General features: G+C 71.7%; 15 protein-coding genes. 3 read left to right on the plus strand and 12 right to left on the minus strand.

The features are described 5' to 3' along the window. Positions 1 to 3: 3 nt before the first annotated feature. From C229_RS0102905 to C229_RS0102935, 7 genes are all read right to left on the minus strand, one after another. The gene (locus tag C229_RS0102905) at positions 4 to 411 is read right to left on the minus strand and encodes a cytidine deaminase (protein ID WP_018653579.1); all 408 of its coding nucleotides are present in this window, start codon (positions 409 to 411) and stop codon (positions 4 to 6) included. A gap of 4 nt (positions 412 to 415) precedes the next feature. Further along, positions 416 to 1,744 carry an ABC transporter permease gene (locus C229_RS0102910; protein ID WP_018653580.1) on the minus strand — a complete coding sequence of 443 codons (1,329 nt, stop codon included), beginning with the start codon at positions 1,742 to 1,744 and terminating at the stop codon, positions 416 to 418. Beyond that, complete coding sequence (locus C229_RS0102915; protein ID WP_018653581.1) at positions 1,741 to 2,922, minus strand: ABC transporter permease; 1,182 nt, start codon at positions 2,920 to 2,922, stop codon at positions 1,741 to 1,743. Before C229_RS0102915 ends, C229_RS0102910 begins: the two co-directional genes overlap by 4 nt. Next, positions 2,919 to 4,448 (minus strand): ABC transporter ATP-binding protein, encoded by a 1,530-nt coding sequence (locus C229_RS0102920; RefSeq protein WP_018653582.1) that lies wholly within the window; start codon positions 4,446 to 4,448, stop codon positions 2,919 to 2,921. The genes C229_RS0102915 and C229_RS0102920 overlap by 4 nt, the downstream gene beginning before the upstream one ends. Positions 4,449 to 4,530: 82 nt before the next feature. Beyond that, entirely contained in the window at positions 4,531 to 5,586 is a 1,056-nt protein-coding gene (locus tag C229_RS0102925) for a BMP family lipoprotein (protein WP_240487060.1), read from the minus strand. 208 nt (positions 5,587 to 5,794) lie between these two features. After that, entirely contained in the window at positions 5,795 to 7,063 is a 1,269-nt protein-coding gene (locus C229_RS0102930) for an amidohydrolase (RefSeq protein ID WP_240487149.1), read from the minus strand. Positions 7,064 to 7,175: 112 nt separating this feature from the next. Beyond that, on the minus strand, positions 7,176 to 8,342 hold the full coding sequence (locus C229_RS0102935; protein ID WP_018653585.1) for a glutamate--cysteine ligase: 1,167 nt from the start codon (positions 8,340 to 8,342) through the stop codon (positions 7,176 to 7,178). A 370-nt stretch (positions 8,343 to 8,712) separates the two neighbouring features. Here C229_RS0102935 and C229_RS29195 point away from each other — a divergent pair, with 370 nt between their 5' ends. Then, positions 8,713 to 9,879 (plus strand): D-alanyl-D-alanine carboxypeptidase family protein, encoded by a 1,167-nt coding sequence (locus C229_RS29195; RefSeq protein WP_018653586.1) that lies wholly within the window; start codon positions 8,713 to 8,715, stop codon positions 9,877 to 9,879. Here the strand turns inward: C229_RS29195 and C229_RS0102945 are convergent. The 5 genes from C229_RS0102945 to trpS all read right to left on the minus strand — a co-directional run bounded on the left by C229_RS0102945 (position 9,876) and on the right by trpS (position 13,327). Further along, positions 9,876 to 10,289 (minus strand): PIN domain-containing protein, encoded by a 414-nt coding sequence (locus tag C229_RS0102945; RefSeq protein WP_018653587.1) that lies wholly within the window; start codon positions 10,287 to 10,289, stop codon positions 9,876 to 9,878. The genes C229_RS29195 and C229_RS0102945 overlap by 4 nt on opposite strands. Then, entirely contained in the window at positions 10,286 to 10,528 is a 243-nt protein-coding gene (locus C229_RS0102950) for a hypothetical protein (RefSeq protein WP_018653588.1), read from the minus strand. Before C229_RS0102950 ends, C229_RS0102945 begins: the two co-directional genes overlap by 4 nt. A gap of 59 nt (positions 10,529 to 10,587) precedes the next feature. Beyond that, positions 10,588 to 11,601 carry a YihY/virulence factor BrkB family protein gene (locus C229_RS0102955; protein ID WP_018653589.1) on the minus strand — a complete coding sequence of 338 codons (1,014 nt, stop codon included), beginning with the start codon at positions 11,599 to 11,601 and terminating at the stop codon, positions 10,588 to 10,590. A 33-nt stretch (positions 11,602 to 11,634) separates the two neighbouring features. Beyond that, positions 11,635 to 12,138, minus strand: a complete 504-nt coding sequence (locus C229_RS0102960) for a 2'-5' RNA ligase family protein (RefSeq protein WP_018653590.1) — start codon at positions 12,136 to 12,138, stop codon at positions 11,635 to 11,637. A 145-nt stretch (positions 12,139 to 12,283) separates the two neighbouring features. Continuing rightward, positions 12,284 to 13,327, minus strand: a complete 1,044-nt coding sequence (gene trpS / locus C229_RS0102965; RefSeq protein ID WP_051108910.1) for a tryptophan--tRNA ligase — start codon at positions 13,325 to 13,327, stop codon at positions 12,284 to 12,286. A gap of 296 nt (positions 13,328 to 13,623) precedes the next feature. On the opposite strand from trpS, the gene galE reads away from it, so the two are divergent. Together galE and C229_RS33965 are read left to right on the plus strand one after the other, a co-directional pair. Continuing rightward, positions 13,624 to 14,586: a UDP-glucose 4-epimerase GalE gene (galE, locus tag C229_RS0102970; RefSeq protein WP_018653592.1), complete on the plus strand. Its 963-nt coding sequence runs from the start codon at positions 13,624 to 13,626 to the stop codon at positions 14,584 to 14,586. Beyond that, a complete protein-coding gene (locus C229_RS33965; protein ID WP_155884562.1) occupies positions 14,583 to 15,878 on the plus strand; it encodes a galactokinase in 1,296 nt (431 codons plus the stop codon). Before galE ends, C229_RS33965 begins: the two co-directional genes overlap by 4 nt. The last annotated feature ends 234 nt before the right edge of the window (positions 15,879 to 16,112 follow it).

Raw genomic sequence — 16,112 nt, forward strand, 5'->3', positions numbered from 1 at the left:
CCTCTAGCGTTGGATCAGGTCGTCGGGGCCGAACGCGTCCGGCAGCACCTCCGACATGGGGCGGATGCCGGAAACGGTCTCGATGAGCAGCGGGGCGCCGCCGTGCTCCCACAGGAGCTGGCGGCAGCGCCCGCACGGCATCAGCGGCGCGCCGTCACGGCCCACCACCGACACCGCGACCAGGCGCGGGCGGCCCACGACGTCCGGGCCGTACAGGGCGGACGTCAGCGAGCACTCCGCGCACAGCCCCACGCCGTACGAGGCGTTCTCGACGTTGCAGCCGGTGATGATCCGGCCGTCGTCCACCAGCGCCGCCGCGCCGACCGGGAAGTCCGAGTACGGGGCGTACGCGCGTTCCATGGCGGCCCGCGCCGCGTCGCGCAGCGCGGGCCAGTCGATCTCGTTCGTCATGGGCCTAGCGTGCCTCACCGCGCCGGTAGACCATGCCGTTCGCGGCGGGCATCCGCAGCCGCTGCGACGCCAGCGCGAGCACGAGCAGCGTCGTCAGGTGCGGCGTGAACGACACCAGTTCCCCCGGAACGGTGTCGCTCATCAGGAACCAGACGAACAACCCCACGGCCGCCACGGCGGACAGGGCGGCGCCCACGAACGCGTTGCGCACCGCGCGGCGGTCCAGGTCGGTCGTGACCAGCGGGCGCAGCTTCGTCCCGCGCCGGAGCTGCCAGACGACGACACCGGCGAGCAGGATCGTCAGGAACAGCAGCAGCGCGTGCACCGCCTCGCCGCCGCCGCGCACGTTCATCGCGTCGGTGTAACCGAACAGCAGCGACCCGGCCGCGAGGCCGCCGGGACGCCAGTTGCCGAAGATCATCGCGGCGAGGCCGATGAACCCGCGCCCGCCGGTCTGGCCCGCCTGGTAGAGCGGGGCGGCGACGGTCACCAGGAACGCGCCTCCCAGCCCCGCGAGGGCGCCGGAGATGGTGACGGCCACGTACTTCATCCGGTAGACGGACACGCCGAGCGATTCGGCCGCGTACGGGTCCTCGCCGACGGACCGGACCCGCAGCCCGAACGGCGTCTTCCACAGGATGTAGTACGTCGCCGGGACGAGCAGCAGCGCGACGACCGTCAGCAGCGACAGCCCGTGCGTGAGGCCGCGCAGAATGCCCGCGACGTCCGACACGAAGAACCAGTGGTGCTTCTCCAGCGAACCGAGCAGGTCGGGACTCTTCCACCCGAAGATCTCACCACCTGACAACACGGGCAGGCTGACCGTAGATATCGACTCGATCGGCGGCGACTGCCGGGGGCCGCCGCCCAGCGCCTTGGCCTCGCCGGTGTTGAACAGCAGCCCGGCGAGGAACTGCGTGAGCCCGAGCCCGAGGATGTTGATCGCGACGCCGGACACGATGTGGTCGACGCCGAACGACACGGTCGCGATGGCGTGCAGCAGGCCGCCGAGGGCGCCGCCGATGATGCCCGCGAGGACGCCGATCCACGGTCCCCACTGGTAGCCCGCCCAGGCGCCCGTCCACGTCCCGAGGATCATCATGCCCTCAAGACCGATGTTGATGATCCCGGACCGCTCGGCCCACAGGCCGCCGAGCCCCGCCAGGAAGATCGGCACCGCGAGCCGCAGCGCCGCGCTCGTCGTGCCGGACGACGTGACGTCGTTCGCCCCGTCGATCACCCGGACGAGCGACAGCAGCACCAGCAGCCCGGCGGCGATGATCAGGTAGTGCGGCCAGCGCAGCCGGCGCGTGACCTTGGCGACCGCGCTCACGAGGTCCCCTCCTTCGCGAGGTCGTGGCCGGTGGCCAGCTCGCTCGCCACCGCGCGCTGCTGGGAGCGGATCTCCCAGCGGCGCACCAGCTCGTAGACGATGACGACGGTGAGCACGACGATGCCCTGCATCACACCGACGATCTCCTTGGGCACGTCGACCTCCTGGAGCACGTCGGAGGTCTGGTCCAGGAAGGCGAACAGCAGCGCGGCGAACGCGATGCCGAGCGGGTGGTTGCGGCCGAGCAGCGCCACCGTGATGCCGGTGAAGCCGAGCCCGGCCGGGAAGTTCAGCGAGTACTCGTAGGACGCGCCGAGCAGCTCGGGCATCCCGATCAGGCCCGCGACGGCGCCGGACGCGATCATCGTCACGACGACCATCCGCTTGGCGCTGACGCCGCTGGCCTGCGCCGCCGACGGCGACAGCCCCGAGATCCGCAGGTCGAACCCGAACCGGGTGTGGTTGATGACGACCCAGAACACGACGCCGACGACGATCGCGACGGGCAGCAGCCCGTACACCTGACCGGGCAGGTCGATGCCGAGCGACGACAGGAACCCGTTGAGCGGCCCAACGCGACCCGACTCGGGGATCGCCGCCGTCGCGACGTTGTTGCTGCCCGGACGCTCCTCCGCGAGCCGCTGGTCGTTGAGCAGGTAGGCGATGAGGCCGGTCGCGATCGCGTTCAGCATGATCGTCGACAGCACCTCGCTGACGCCGCGCGTCACCTTGAGGATGCCCGCGATGGCCGCCCACAGGCCGCCGACGAGCATCGCGGCGACGATGACGAGCATCTGCCCGAACGGGGCGGGCAGCACGACGGCGCCGCCGAGCGCGGCGGCGAGCATCGCGGCGAGGCGGTACTGGCCGTCCACGCCGATGTTCAGCAGCCCCATGCGGAAGCCGATGGCGACCGCGACCGCCGACAGGTAGTACCGGGTCGCGCGGTTGAGGATGTCGACGATCGAGTTCTCGGTCGTGCCGTAGTCGATCATGCCCTGGATGGCGCTGATCGGGTCGGCTCCGGTGAGCCGCAGCAGGCCCATCGTGATGAGCAGGGAGATCGCCAGCGCCAGCAGCGGCGCGCCGATCTTGGGCAGCAGGCCGCGCGGCCCGAGGCCGCGCAGGATCGCCTGCCAGGCCGGGGGCTGCGCGGAGGTGTCCTTGGTGTCGGTCATGCGGTGTCCTCGGTCGCGCCGGTCATCGCCGAACCCAGCTCCTCGGGGGTGACGCGCGCCGGATCGACCTCGGCGACGAGCCGGCCGCGCAGGATCACGTGCAGCGTGTCGGACATGCCGATGAGTTCTTCCAGGTCCGCGCTGATCAGCAGCACGGCGAGCCCGGCCGCCCGGGCCTGCCGCAGGTACTCCCAGATCGCCGCCTGCGCGCCGACGTCGATGCCGCGCGTCGGGTGCGCCGCGATGAGCAGCTTGGGCTCGCCCGACATCTCCCGGCCGACGATCAGCTTCTGCTGGTTGCCGCCCGACAGCGCCGAGGCGGGCACGTCGATGCCGGGGGTGCGGACGTCGTACTCCTGGACGATCCGGGTGGTGTCGCGCTTGGCGCCGCGCTTGTCGACCCACGGGCCGCGCACGTTCGGGCGCTCGGTCTGGTGGCCGAGCATCCGGTTCTCCCACAGCGAGCCCTCCAGCACGAGCCCGTGCCGGTGGCGGTCCTCGGGGATGTAGGCGATGCCCGCCTCGCGGCGGCGCCGCGTCGTCCAGTCGGTGATGTCCTCGCCGCCGAACCGGACGAACCCGGCATCGGCCGACACGAGCCCCATCACGGTCTCGATCAGCTCGCTCTGCCCGTTGCCCTCGACGCCCGCCAGCCCGACGATCTCGCCCCGGTGGATGCGCAGCGAGACGTCCTCGACGACGGGACGCCCGCTCGGGGTCAGCACCGTCAGCTTCTCGATCTCCAACTGCACCTCGTCGGTGACCGTGGACTCGCGCAGCTCCGGCGTCGGCAGCTCCGACCCGACCATCAGCTCCGCCAGCCGCCGCGACGTCACCTCCGCCGGGTCGAGGCACGTCGCGACCGTCGTCCCGCGCCGGATCACCGAGATCGCGTCGGCGACCGACAGCACCTCGTCCAGCTTGTGCGAGATGAACAGGACGGTCAGGCCCTCGGCGCGCAGCTCGCGCAGGTTGCCGAACAGCTCGTCGACCTCCTGCGGGACGAGCACGGCGGTCGGCTCGTCCAGGATGAGGACGCGCGCCCCCCGGAACAGCACCTTGAGGATCTCGACGCGCTGCCGCTCACCGACGCCGAGCGTCTCCACGAGCGCGTCCGGCTCGACGTGCAGCCCGTACCGGGCCGACATCTCGGCGATCCGCGCGCGGGCGGCGGCGAAGTCGATCCGGCCGCGGCGGCGCGGTTCGGCGCCCAGGATCACGTTCTCCAGCACGGTCAGGTTGTCGGCCAGCTTGAAGTGCTGGTGGACCATGCCGATGCCGAGCCCGATCGCGTCGGCCGGGCTGCGCAGCGACACGGCGGCGCCGTCGATCTCGATCGAGCCCTCGTCCGGCTGCTGCATCCCGTACAGGATCTTCATCAGCGTGGACTTGCCGGCGCCGTTCTCGCCGCACAGGGCGTGTACTTCGCCGCGCTCGATGGTCAGGTTGATGTCTCGGTTGGCGACAACGCCCGGAAACCGCTTGGTGATCCCGGACAGGCGTACGGCCGGCGCCTCGTCAGGCACGGAAACGCTCCAGGGGTGAAGGGGCGTCGCGCCCGCCCGCGTCCCCCTGCGGGGCGCGCGGACGGGCGCGACAACGGTCCGGTTACTTGGCCGGCACCTGAATCTTGCCGTCGACGATCTGCTTCTTCAGGTCGTCGAGCTGGGTCTTGATGTCGTCCACCTTGCCGCCGGTCGGGGCGTAGCCGACACCGTCGTTGCTCAGGTCGAACTGCTTGGTGCCCGACTTGAACGTGCCGTCGCCGACCGACTTGATGAAGTCGTACACGGCCACGTCCACGCGCTTGAGCATGGAGGTCAGGATCTGCTCCTTGGCCTCGGCCACCGCGGGCTGGTTGTACTGGTCGGAGTCGACGCCGATGGCCCACTTCTTGGCCGCGGCGACGGTCTTGATGACGCCGATGCCCGCGCCACCCGCCGCGTGGTAGATCACGTCGGCGTTCTGGTCGAGCTGGCCCTTGGCGGCCTCGGTGCCGAGGGCGGGGTTCTGGAAGCCCTCGAAGTTCGGCGGCTGGGTCAGGTACTTGGCCGGGAGCACCTTGATGCCCGGCTTGGCCTTCTCCGCACCGGCCTTGTAGCCCGCGTAGAACTTGTGGATCAGCGGGACGTTCACGCCGCCGATGAAGCCGACCGTGCCGGTCTTGCTCTTCAGCGCCGCCGCAGCGCCGACCAGGTAGGAGCCCTGGGCCTCGGCGAAGCAGGCGCCGAGAACGTTGGCGCCCTCGACCTTGCACTGGTCGGCGTCCACCACAAGGAACTTGGTGTTCGGGTAGTCCTTGGCGACCTTGTTGACCGCGTTGGTGTAGGCGAAGCCGACGCCGATGACGACCTGGTAGCCCTTGCCGGCCAGCAGCTTGAGGCGGGCCTCCTTGTCGGCGTCCGGCTCGTCGGGCTTGGCGGAGATGTCCTCGGTCTGGACGTTGAAGTCGGCCTTCGCCTTGTCCAGTCCGGCCGCCGCCGAGTCGTTGAACGACTGGTCGCCGCGCCCGCCGATGTCGAAGGCCAGACCGACCTTGATCGTCTTCTTGTCCCCGCCGTCGTCCCCGCCGGAGGTGGTCTTGGCCCCTCCGCACGCGGACGCGCCGAGCATCAACGCGGCACCCGTCACAGCGACGAGCGTGCTCTTCACTCCCAAGCGCACTCTGCGCTCCTCTCGTTCCCCGCCCACGCGGCAGCGGCGATTCCGGCCACTGGAATCGAAGAGAAGCTACCTTGCCAAAAAAGTAAAAACGCCCAGGATGCACCGAAACGCAACGCGTCCGTTACCAGAGTGGTGTCCAACCCGTCCACACAGGTCAGGCAGGGGTTTCGGACGTGTTGCCACGGTTCATCCCGGGCGTTCCGCGCGGTCAGGCCAGCGGCGCGCCCTCCACCGGCTCGGCGGCCGGGCGGTTGCCGTCCCACAGGGCCGTGAGGGCCGTCGCGGTCAGGACGCGGACGCCGACCGCGATGCACGCCTCGTCCACGTCGAAGTCGCCGCGGTGCAGGTCGTAGTCGTCCGCCGAACCCGGGCGCTTCACGCCCAGCCGGGCCAGCGCGCCCGGAATCGACTCCAGGTACCAGCCGAAGTCCTCGCCGCCCAGGCTCTGCGGCGTCGGCACCGCGCCCTCCTCGCCCAGCACCAGCGCCGCCGCGTCGCGGAACATCTGCACGCTCGTCGCCTCGTTCACCGTCGGCGGGACGCCGCGCGCGTACTCCAGCGACGCCTCCACGTCGTAGGCGGCGGCGACCGACGCCAGCAGCGACTTCATCATCTCCGGCGCCCGGTGCCACGCCTCGTCGTCCAGGCAGCGGACCGTGCCCTCGGCGATGCCGTCGTCGGGGATCGCGTTGGCCACCGACCCCGCCGACACCCGGCCCCACACCAGCGACAGGCTGGAACGCGGGTCGACCCGGCGCGACAGCGCCGCCGGAAGCTCGGTGACGATCTTGGCGAGGGCATAGACGAGATCGGCCGTCAGATGCGGGCGCGCCGTGTGCCCGCCCGGCCCCTTCACCTTCACGTACACCTTGTCGCACGCCGCCGTGATCGCCCCCGTGCGCAGCCCGAGCTGCCCCACCTCGATGCGCGGGTCGCAATGCAGCGCGAACGCCCGGTCGACCCCGACGATGCCGCCCGCCGCCATCACGTCCAGCGCGCCGCCCGGCGTCTCCTCCGCGGGCTGGAACAGCAGCCGCACCCGGCCCGGCAGCAGCCCCGCCGCCGCCTGCTGCGCGAAGAACAGGCCCGCGCCCAGCACCATCGTGGTGTGCACGTCGTGGCCGCACGCGTGCGCGACGCCCGGCACCGTCGAGCGGTACGGGACGTCCTCCTTCTCGTCCTGGAGCGGCAGCGCGTCGATGTCGGCGCGGAGCGCGACCGTGTAGCCGTCCTCGGGGCCGATGTCGCAGAACAGGCCCGTCCCGCCCGGCAGGATCACCGGGTGCAGTCCCACCGCGCGCAGCCGCTCGGCGATGCGCGCCGTCGTGCGGTGCTCGGCGAAGCCCAGCTCGGGATGCATGTGCAGATCCCGGCGGAAACCGATCAGCTCGTCCTCGTGGCGGGCGAGGAAGACGTCGAGCTGCGGTTCCAGCGCCGCAGGCGCCTCGGGCGCCGCGTGCGGTGCGAGACCGGGCATGACGCCGGGTCCTGGATGGGTCATGTGCGCCCCCTGCGCGAGTGCGGGCCCCCACGGCGCCCGCCGGATGGTCGGATCGGGACCGGACCCCTCGTCCGGCTCGGCGGGGCCGTCATGGCGCGGCATGCGCGACCTCCCCGAAGGTGACGAAACGGTCCTGCGCGAGCTCCAGGATCGCCGCGTCGACCACGTGTTCCAGCGTGCCGCCCTCGGCCCGGATCGCGCGCTGCCGCTCGTAGGAGGCCCCCTGGTCGAGGACCTCGCCCGCGATCTTCAGCTCCTCGGCGCAGCCGAGCCGGTCGGCGACCGGTTCCAGCTCACGGATGAGTTCGTAGACCTCGTCGCGCAGCGGGGCCGTGTTCCCCGAGTCGTCGGTGATGACGATCGCGTCGAGCCCGTACCGGGTGGCGCGCCACTTGTTGTCGCGCACGACCCACGCCGCCGGTCGCGGCAGAGTGTAACCGCGGTCGAGCTGCTGCTCGAAGAGCGTGACGAGGCTCTGGCAGAGCGCCGCCGCCATCCCCACCTCACGCAACGTCGGAATCCCGTCGAACATGCGGATCTCGACCGTGCCGAAGTCCGGATGGGGGCGGATGTCCCACCAGACCTCCTTGATGCTGCGGATCGTCCCCGCGCGCAGCAGCGTCTCCATGTAGTCCTCGAAGGCGGGCCAGTCGTCGAGCAGGTGCGGCGGACCGGCGGTCGGAAGCTGCCCGAAGACCACCGCCCGGCTCGACGCGAGCCCCGTGTCGCCGCCGCTCCAGTACGGGCTGGACGCCGTCAGCGCCAGGAAGTGCGGCAGATACCCCGCCAGCGCGTTGACGATCGGGATCGCCTTGTTCGCGTCGGTCACCCCGACGTGGACGTGCACGCCGAACGTCTGGATGCGGCGGGCCAGCCACTGCATGTTCTCGACCAGGTCGGCGTAGCGCTGCATCGGCGCCATCACCGCGTCGCGCCAGTCGCTGATGGGGTGCGCGCCCGTGCAGGCCAGCGCGATGTCCCGGGCGCCCGCGACCGTGCGCAGGGCGCTGAGCGTCGCGGCGAGGTCGCTCTTGGCCTCGCCGACCGTGTCGCTGATCCCGGTGACGATCTCGACGGTGGACTCCATCAGCTCGTGCCGCACTCTGGCGAACGGCGCACCCTCCCCCAGGGCGGGCAGGTCGGCCAGCACCTCGCGCGCGTCCTGCCGCAGGTGCCTGGTCCCGGTGTCGACGAGCTGGAGCTCCCACTCGACGCCCAGCGTCGCGCCACGGGACGGGCTGAAGTCAATGGCCACGGTCCGACCTCCGTCCACAATCCTCGCAGGCCGGTGCGTGGCACGTGACGTGATTCCGTCAGTGGATCTCCCGGCCGCACAAACGCGGGTACGGGCGCGTCCCTCACCACCATTGTGACGGCAGGGACGCCCGGGACCACGGAAACCCCGGCCTTTACCGGTCATTTGGTCCGCTCAGGCGTCGGCGGGCCATGCCCCGTCACCGCGATCGGCCATGTCGGCGGGGGTCGACGCCATCCTATGTGACTAGCCCTCCGCCGCCCCGTCTCGACCTGATCATGGTGTGTTCGTGCGAAGCGGGATAGATCGGCGGTCTGTTCCGTGGGTACGGTTTCCTCCGGACCGCTCGACTGAACCGTTTCGGGGAACCATGGGACACCTTCGCCGCCGCGCCGCCGCACTCGGCGCGCCGCTGGCCGCCTTCTGCCTCGCCGCAGGGCCCGGGGCCGTCGCGGCGTCCGCCGCGCCCGCGGAGCCCGTCGGCGGCGGACGGCTCGGTGAGACCGGGACGATCGTCGAGGCCGTCCCCGGCCTCAAGCCCCTCCCCAAGATCAACGCCAAGTCGTGGGTGATCGCCGACGGTGACACCGGCGACGTCCTCGCCGCCAAGAACCCGCACGGGCAGTACCTGCCCGCCAGCACGCTCAAGACGCTGACGGCCCTCGCCCTCATCCCCAAGCTGGACGCGAACCGCCTGGTGCGGCCGTCGCGGGCGGCGTGCGACGTCGAGGGCACCAAGGTCGGCATGACGCCGAAGATGCAGTACAAGGTGTCCGACCTGTTCCACGCGCTGATGATGATGTCGGCCAACGACGCGGCCGTCACGCTCGCCGAGGCGGCCGGGGGCATGCGGCCCGCGCTCGACCTGATGAACGGCGAGGCGCGGCGCATCAACGCGCGCGACACGCTCGCCGGGTCGCCGAACGGGCTCGACGTCGACCTCGGGCTGACGGTGAAGACGCAGCACACGTCGTCGTACGACCTGGCGCTCATCCACCGCGAGGCGATGCGGAACCCGGCGTACGTCACGTACACGTCCAAGCTGACGCACCCGTTCCCCGCGCCGCCGACGAAGAAGGAGCGCAAGAAGGGCAAGAAGACCGGCGGCTACCCGATCTACACGCACAACCGGATGCTGCCGGGCCAGCGGCACGAGTACGACGGGATGCTCGGCGGCAAGAACGGATACACGATCGCGGCGGGGCAGACGTTCGTCGCGTCGGCCAAGCGCGGCGACAAGACGATCATCATCGCGCTGATGAAGGCGGACCTGCCGCCGTCGCCCTACGCCGCCAAGCTCCTGAACTGGGGCTTCGCCGCCGCCGGGACGGCCAAGCCGGTCGGCGTCCTCGTCCCGCCCGGCTCCCTGGAGCGCAAGGTCTCCCACCCCTCCGCCGGACTCCTCCCCCCGGCCCTCGCCGCCCGCGACGGCTCCCGCGAATGGTGGCTCATCGGCGGCGGCGCCACCGGCGTGGCCCTGGCCGGCGGCGCCCTCACCCTCGTCCTCCGCCGCCGCAACCCCACCGACGACGCCTAGACCTTCACCACCCCGACCCGCGGCCCGCACAGCATCCTCAGATCATCGGGATCGGACGTGAGCACGGTGACGGGTCCGGGTGCCGCCAGTGCGGTCGCCGCCACGAGCGCGTCGAGCGCATGCCTGTGACCGTGGACGCGCGCGTCCCGCAACAGCGCCGACGCCCGCCGCGCGATCTCCGTGCCCACCGGCTCGACCACGAGCCGGGAGAGCGTCCACTCCAGCGCCGCCCGGTCGAGCTTGGGATGCACGACCTCGACGAGGGTCACCGCACTCGTGACGACGCGCAAGTCGTCCGCTTGCGCCAGAGCGAGCCACGCGGTCAGTTCGCGATCACGCCCGACCGCCTTGGCCAGCCCTTCCGAGTCGAGGACGAGGGTGCCGCCGGTCGCCGCCGCGCGACGCGTCACGCCGCGTCCGTGCGCGCCGCGGCCAGCGCCGCACGCCGCGCCGCGACCTCCTCCTCGGTGATCGGGCCGTGCTCCGCCTCGGCCGCCTCGACCAGCTCCCGCAACGCGTCCCGTTCGAGCTGCCGCTTCACGGCCGCCGTCACGTACGCGGAAAGACCCGCCCCGCCGCCGCGCGTCCGCGCCTCTTCGGCAATGTCACGCGGCAGGGTGACCGAGTACTTACGCGTCGGTTCGCTCATCTGATTATGCTACCGCAGGTGGCATGAAACGGTGAGGTACGTGTCGCGAAGGAGTGCGGTCAGGAACCGGCGGTTGCGGGTTTGGTGTCGTCCTGCGGTTGGGGTTCGGCCGGGAGGGCGCTGACCGCCTGGGCCGTTTCCGGGGGGACGGGGCGGTCGGTGTCGGCGCGCAGGACCTCGGTGCGGGTGGAGGTCCAGGCGGCGGCGTACAAAATGTAGCGGGAGACGAAGTTGATCCAGACGACGAGCCCGATCAGGACCGCGAAGCCCGCGTAGACCGGATTGGCCGTCGTACCCGCCAGCAGCAGCGACGCGATCTGCTTCAGGATCTCGAAGCCGATCGCGCCGAACAGCGCGCCGCGCAGAATGCTGCGCCAGGACGCGCGGGTGCCCGAGAGGCGGGCGAAGAACATCAGGAAGATCAGCGTGTCGAAGAAGATCGCGACCGCGAGCGACAGGCCCCGCAGCAGCGTGCCGAGGCCGGTGACGTGGTCAAGGCCGACGAACGACAGCGCCGCGTGCGTCGCCGTGCCCGCCAGCGCCGACACCGCGACGCTCAGCATCAGCATGACGCCGAGGTAGAGCAGGACGCCCGCGTCGATCAGCTTGTTGACGACGAAGTTGCGCTCCGGCTTCGGGGGGTTCCCCCACATCTCACGCAGCGACTCGCGCAGCACCTGCACCCAGCCCAGGCCCGTGAACAGCAGACCGGCGAGGCCGATGAGGCCGGCGGCCGTCCGCGACTGGGCGATCTGCTCGACCTGGATCTGGTCGGCCAGTCCCGGCAGCAGCGAGTTGATCGCGTCGAGGAAGAGGTCGCGGGCGCTCTGGCTGACGAAGACCAGGTAGCCGAGCAGCGCGTACGCCAGCGCCAGGATCGGGAAGAACGAGAGGAAGCCGTAGTTCGTGAGGGCGGCGGCGAGCCGGTCGCCGCGTTTGTCCTGGTAACGGGTGTAGGAGCGGAAGAGATGGTCGACGGGACCGAACCGCGCCCGGACCCGCGCCAGCAGGTCTTTCGCGGACTGCGTCATGCTCTGCGCCTTGTCGCGCGTTTTGTCGATCACCTGCGGCATGTACGCGGCGTACCCACTTGAAAGCGCTCGATGTCAGCGCGGATCGCCGAACGCGAAACGGTCGCGCGGACGCCACACCGCGTCGGCGCCGTGCTCGTAGAGCGCGTAGCCGCCGACCTCGAAGTCGGCGCGGTAGTCGGCGAGATCCTTGAAGGCACGATCCATCACGTCGTCGGGAAGATGGTGCGCGACCGTCACGTGCGGGTGGTAGGGGAACGACAGCTCCCGCTCCAGCGGCCCCTCCAGGACGCGGCGCTGAAGCCGCTCGCAGTGCCCGATCCCGTCGGCGAGCGCCACGAACACCACCGGCGACACCGGACGGAACGTGCCGGTGCCGCGCAGCCGGATGGCGAACCGCCGCTCGGACGCGGCGACGTCCGCCAGGTGCCGGGTGATGTCCGGCAGGGACGCCTCGGCCACCTCCGTCGGCGGCAGCAGCGTGATGTGCGTGGGGATCGCCGTCGCCAGCGGGTCACCGAGCGCCGAGCGGACCCGCTGGAGGAAACCCCCGTACGGGTCGGGGATGGGGATCGCCACGCCGATCGTGCGGCAGCCGGGCGGCGGCCCGCCGGGGCGGGTGGACGCGGCGCGCGGCGATCCCGGTTCGCATGGTGCTCCCCCCGTCACGTCCGCCCCCCTCAGCGTTCACCTGCCCGGCCGCGCCGCCCGTCCCGCCGCCCTTTCAGCGGCCCCGCGCCACGAAGCCGACGCGGTCGCGCACGACCTCCATCGTCCGGGCCGCGACGGCGCCCGCCCGCTCGGCGCCGACGGCGAGCAGCCGGTCGAGCTGTTCCTCGTCGGCCAGGAGCCGGTGGGTCCGTTCCCGGATCGGCGTGAACGTGTCGGCGACGAGCGCGGCGAGGTCCTTCTTGAAGGTGCCGTACCCGCTTCCGGCGTATTTGCGCTCGACCTCGTCGTAGGAGATGCCCTCCAACGACGCATAGATGCGGACAAGGTTGGAGATTCCGGGCTTTTCGGTCTCGTCGTAGCGGACGTCGGAGCCCGTGTCGGTGACCGCGCGCATGAACTTCTTGCGCAGCGGGCCGGGCTCCTCCAGGACCTCCACGATGCCCTGCGGCGAGGAGGACGACTTGCTCATCTTCGCCGTCGGCTCCTGAAGGTCGGTGATCTTGGCCGCGTCCTTCGGGATGAACGCCTCCGGTACCGCGAACGTCTCGCCGAACCGGTGGTTGAAGCGCTGCGCGAGCGTGCGGGTCAGCTCCAGGTGCTGGCGCTGGTCCTCCCCGACGGGGACCTCTAGCGCGCCGCCGTGGCCGGGGGTGTAGAGCAGGATGTCGGCGGCCATGAGCACCGGATAGGTGAACAGCCCGACCGTCGTGGCGGACGAGCCGTACTTGGTGGACTTGTCCTTGAACTGCGTCATCCGTCCGGCCTCGCCGAACCCGGTGAGGCAGCCCAGCACCCACGCCAGCTCGGCGTGCTCGGGCACGTGACTCTGCACGAAAAGCGTCGACACGTCCTGGTCGAGGCCCATCGCCAGGCACTGCGCCGCCGCGACGCGGCTGCGCCGCCGCAGGGCCCTCGGGTCGTGCTCGACCGTGATCGCGTGCAGGTCGACGACGCAGTAGAAGGCGTCGTGCGTCTCCTGCATGGCCACCCACTGGCGGACCGCGCCCAGGTAGTTCCCGAGGTGGAACGAGTCGCCGGTGGGCTGGATGCCGGAGAGGACGCGCGGTAGCGTGCTTCCGGACGGTGTTTCGGACATGTCCACGGGTCGATTCTCTCAGGCCCCGTTCCGGACGGCGCCGCCGCGTGACCGCGAACGGCGGACGACACCGGCCGCACGAGGACGGTGGGCGTGCGATCGGCACGTGGCGACCCGCGTCCCGGCCGAGGCGGTGACCGGCGGACCCTGCGGTGCCACGCGTCTTCCGGGTCATCCTATTCACCGTCCCAGCGCCCCTCCGATCGGTTTTCCACAGGCTGCGGCGTGCGCCGCGCGGGGTGGGCGTGCCGCGCTAGCCTGGGGCGTTCGCAGGCGTCGGGGTGGGAGGTCGGGTCGTGAAGCTGCTCGTCACGGGCGGAGCGGGATACATCGGCAGTGTCGTCGCGGCGCGGTTGCTGGGGGCCGGGCACGAGGTCGTCGTACTGGACGACCTGTCCACCGGCCACGCCGACGCCGTGCCGGGCGGGGCGACGTTCGTGCGCGGCACGCTGCGCGAGGCCGCCGCCGAGGTGCTCACCGGCGCCGGATTCGACGCGGTGCTGCACTTCGCCGCCAAGTCGCTCGTCGGCGAGTCCGTCGAGAAGCCCGGCCTGTACTGGGACAAGAACCTCGGTGAGACCCTCGCCCTGCTCGACGCCATGCGCGGCGCGGGCGTCGGCCGCATCGTGTTCTCCTCCACCGCCGCCACCTACGGCGAGCCGGAGTCCACGCCCATCCTGGAGACCGACCCGACGCGCCCCACCAACCCCTACGGCGCGTCCAAGCTCGCGATCGACGCGGCGCTCACCGAGTTCGCCCGGCTTTACGGGCTCGGCGCGGTGTCACTGCGGTACTTCAACGTCGCGGGCGCGCTGCTGGAGGAGGGCATCGCCCTCGGCGAGCGGCACACCGTGGAGACGCACCTCGTCCCGAACGTGCTGAAGGTCGCGCTCGGCGAGCGCGAGGCCGTGCAGCTCTTCGGCGACGACTACCCCACCCCGGACGGCACCTGCGTCCGCGACTACATCCACGTCGTCGACCTCGCGCACGCGCACCTGCTCGCGCTCGACGCGTGCGCGGCCGGCGCCCACCAGATCTTCAACCTGGGCAGCGGCACCGGGTACTCGGTGCACGAGGTCGTCGCGGTGTGCCGCGAGGTCACCGGCCACGCGATCCCCGCCGAGATGCGCGGCCGCCGCCCCGGCGACCCGGCCGTCCTCGTCGCCTCCTCCGACAGGATTCGCTCCGCCCTGGGCTGGAAGCCCGAACGCGACCTGCACCGCATGGTCGCCGACGCCTGGAGCTTCGCCACGCGATGACCGCCGCCTGGCGCGTCCCGGGCCGCCTCACCCTCCTGGGCGACCCGTCCACCCTCGCCCTCACCGTCACGATCCCCGGCACCCTCACCGTCGAGGCCACGCCGCGAGCCGACGACGCCCTGGAGATCGACCACAACGGCACCGTCACCACCATCGACCTCACCCCGCCCGACGCGCACACACCCACCACCGACCGCCAGAACACGGGCAACGCCGACAGCCGACCGGGACGCCCACTCCGGCCGACCCCGCGCACAACCGAAGGCCAGAACGCACGCCGCAGCGGCAGCCGACCGAGACGCTGGCTCCGGCCCACCCCGCGCACAACCAAAGGCCAGGACGCACGCCGCGTCGGCGGCGGACTGGGGCGCTGGCTCCGGCCCACCCCGCGCACCGCACACACAACCGGCACCGAGACACCCGCCATCGGCGGTCAGGCCGCAGGCCGCGTCGGTGGCCGACTGGGCTGGTGGCGTCGGAGACGCCGGGACGCCGGAACGGTGATCGTCCCGTGGGCGGCGGACGTCGCCGAGATCGCCCGGCGGCTCGGAGCGGGCGGCGGGACGATCACGGTGCGCGGCGAGTGCGTGGGCGCCGACGCGGCGCTGACGACCGGAGTGGCGCTCGTACTACGCGATCTGTATCGACCCGACTGGACGACAGCAGAACTGGCACGCCACGTGCCCGACACGTCCGTCCTGGACGCCGTCGAGGGACACGCCCGCCTCGTGCGAGAGGGCCGAACAACCGGCCCCCCACTCCCCTTCGACCTCGCCACCGCCGACCTCACCGCCCTGCTCGTCGACACCGGCTCACCGCTCCAGGGTGGGCGGGCTGGGGGCGATGGTGCGCGGGACGGGGCTGAGCGCGAGCGTGCTGCTGCGGTTCTGGGGGTGGCCCGTCTTGGTGATGTGGAGGATCTTGCGGCGGCGCTGGCTCGGTTGCGCGAGCCTCGGCTGCGCGGACGTCTTCAGCACGCGGTCACCGAGAAGCATCGGGTGGAGGCGGCGGCGGGGCTGTTGCGAGCGGGTGCGCTCGCCGAGTTCGGCGCGATGCTCAACGCGTCGCAGCTCTCCCTGCGCGACCAGGAACGCGCCTCCTGGCCGGACGCCGACGCCGCCGTCAACGCCGCCGTCCACGCGGGCGCACGCGGCGCCCGGATCACCGACGGCCGCGTCCTGCTTCTCGTCCCCGCCGCCCGCGCGGACGCCGTGCGAGACACCGTCACCCGCGCCGTCCCCCGGGCGACACTCACTCCCCTGACACCGACCGGGCCACCGACGCCCGCCTGACCGCTCCGCGACGCCGCAGTATCGCTACGCCTCGCCGTTCCCCGCGCCCGCCACCGACGCCCGTGTGACCGCCCAGCGACGCCGCAGGTCGCTACGCCTCGCCGTTCCCCGTGCCCGCCACCGACGCCCGTGTGACCGCCCCGCGACGCCGCAGGTCGCTACGCCTCGCCCGTTCCCCCGCTCGCGACCGACGCCCGCCTGACCGCCTCCGCCGCGCCGCAGTATCGCTACGCC

Origin of the sequence: Actinomadura flavalba DSM 45200 (assembly GCF_000374305.1) — a bacterium.
Taxonomy (GTDB): domain Bacteria; phylum Actinomycetota; class Actinomycetes; order Streptosporangiales; family Streptosporangiaceae; genus Spirillospora; species Spirillospora flavalba.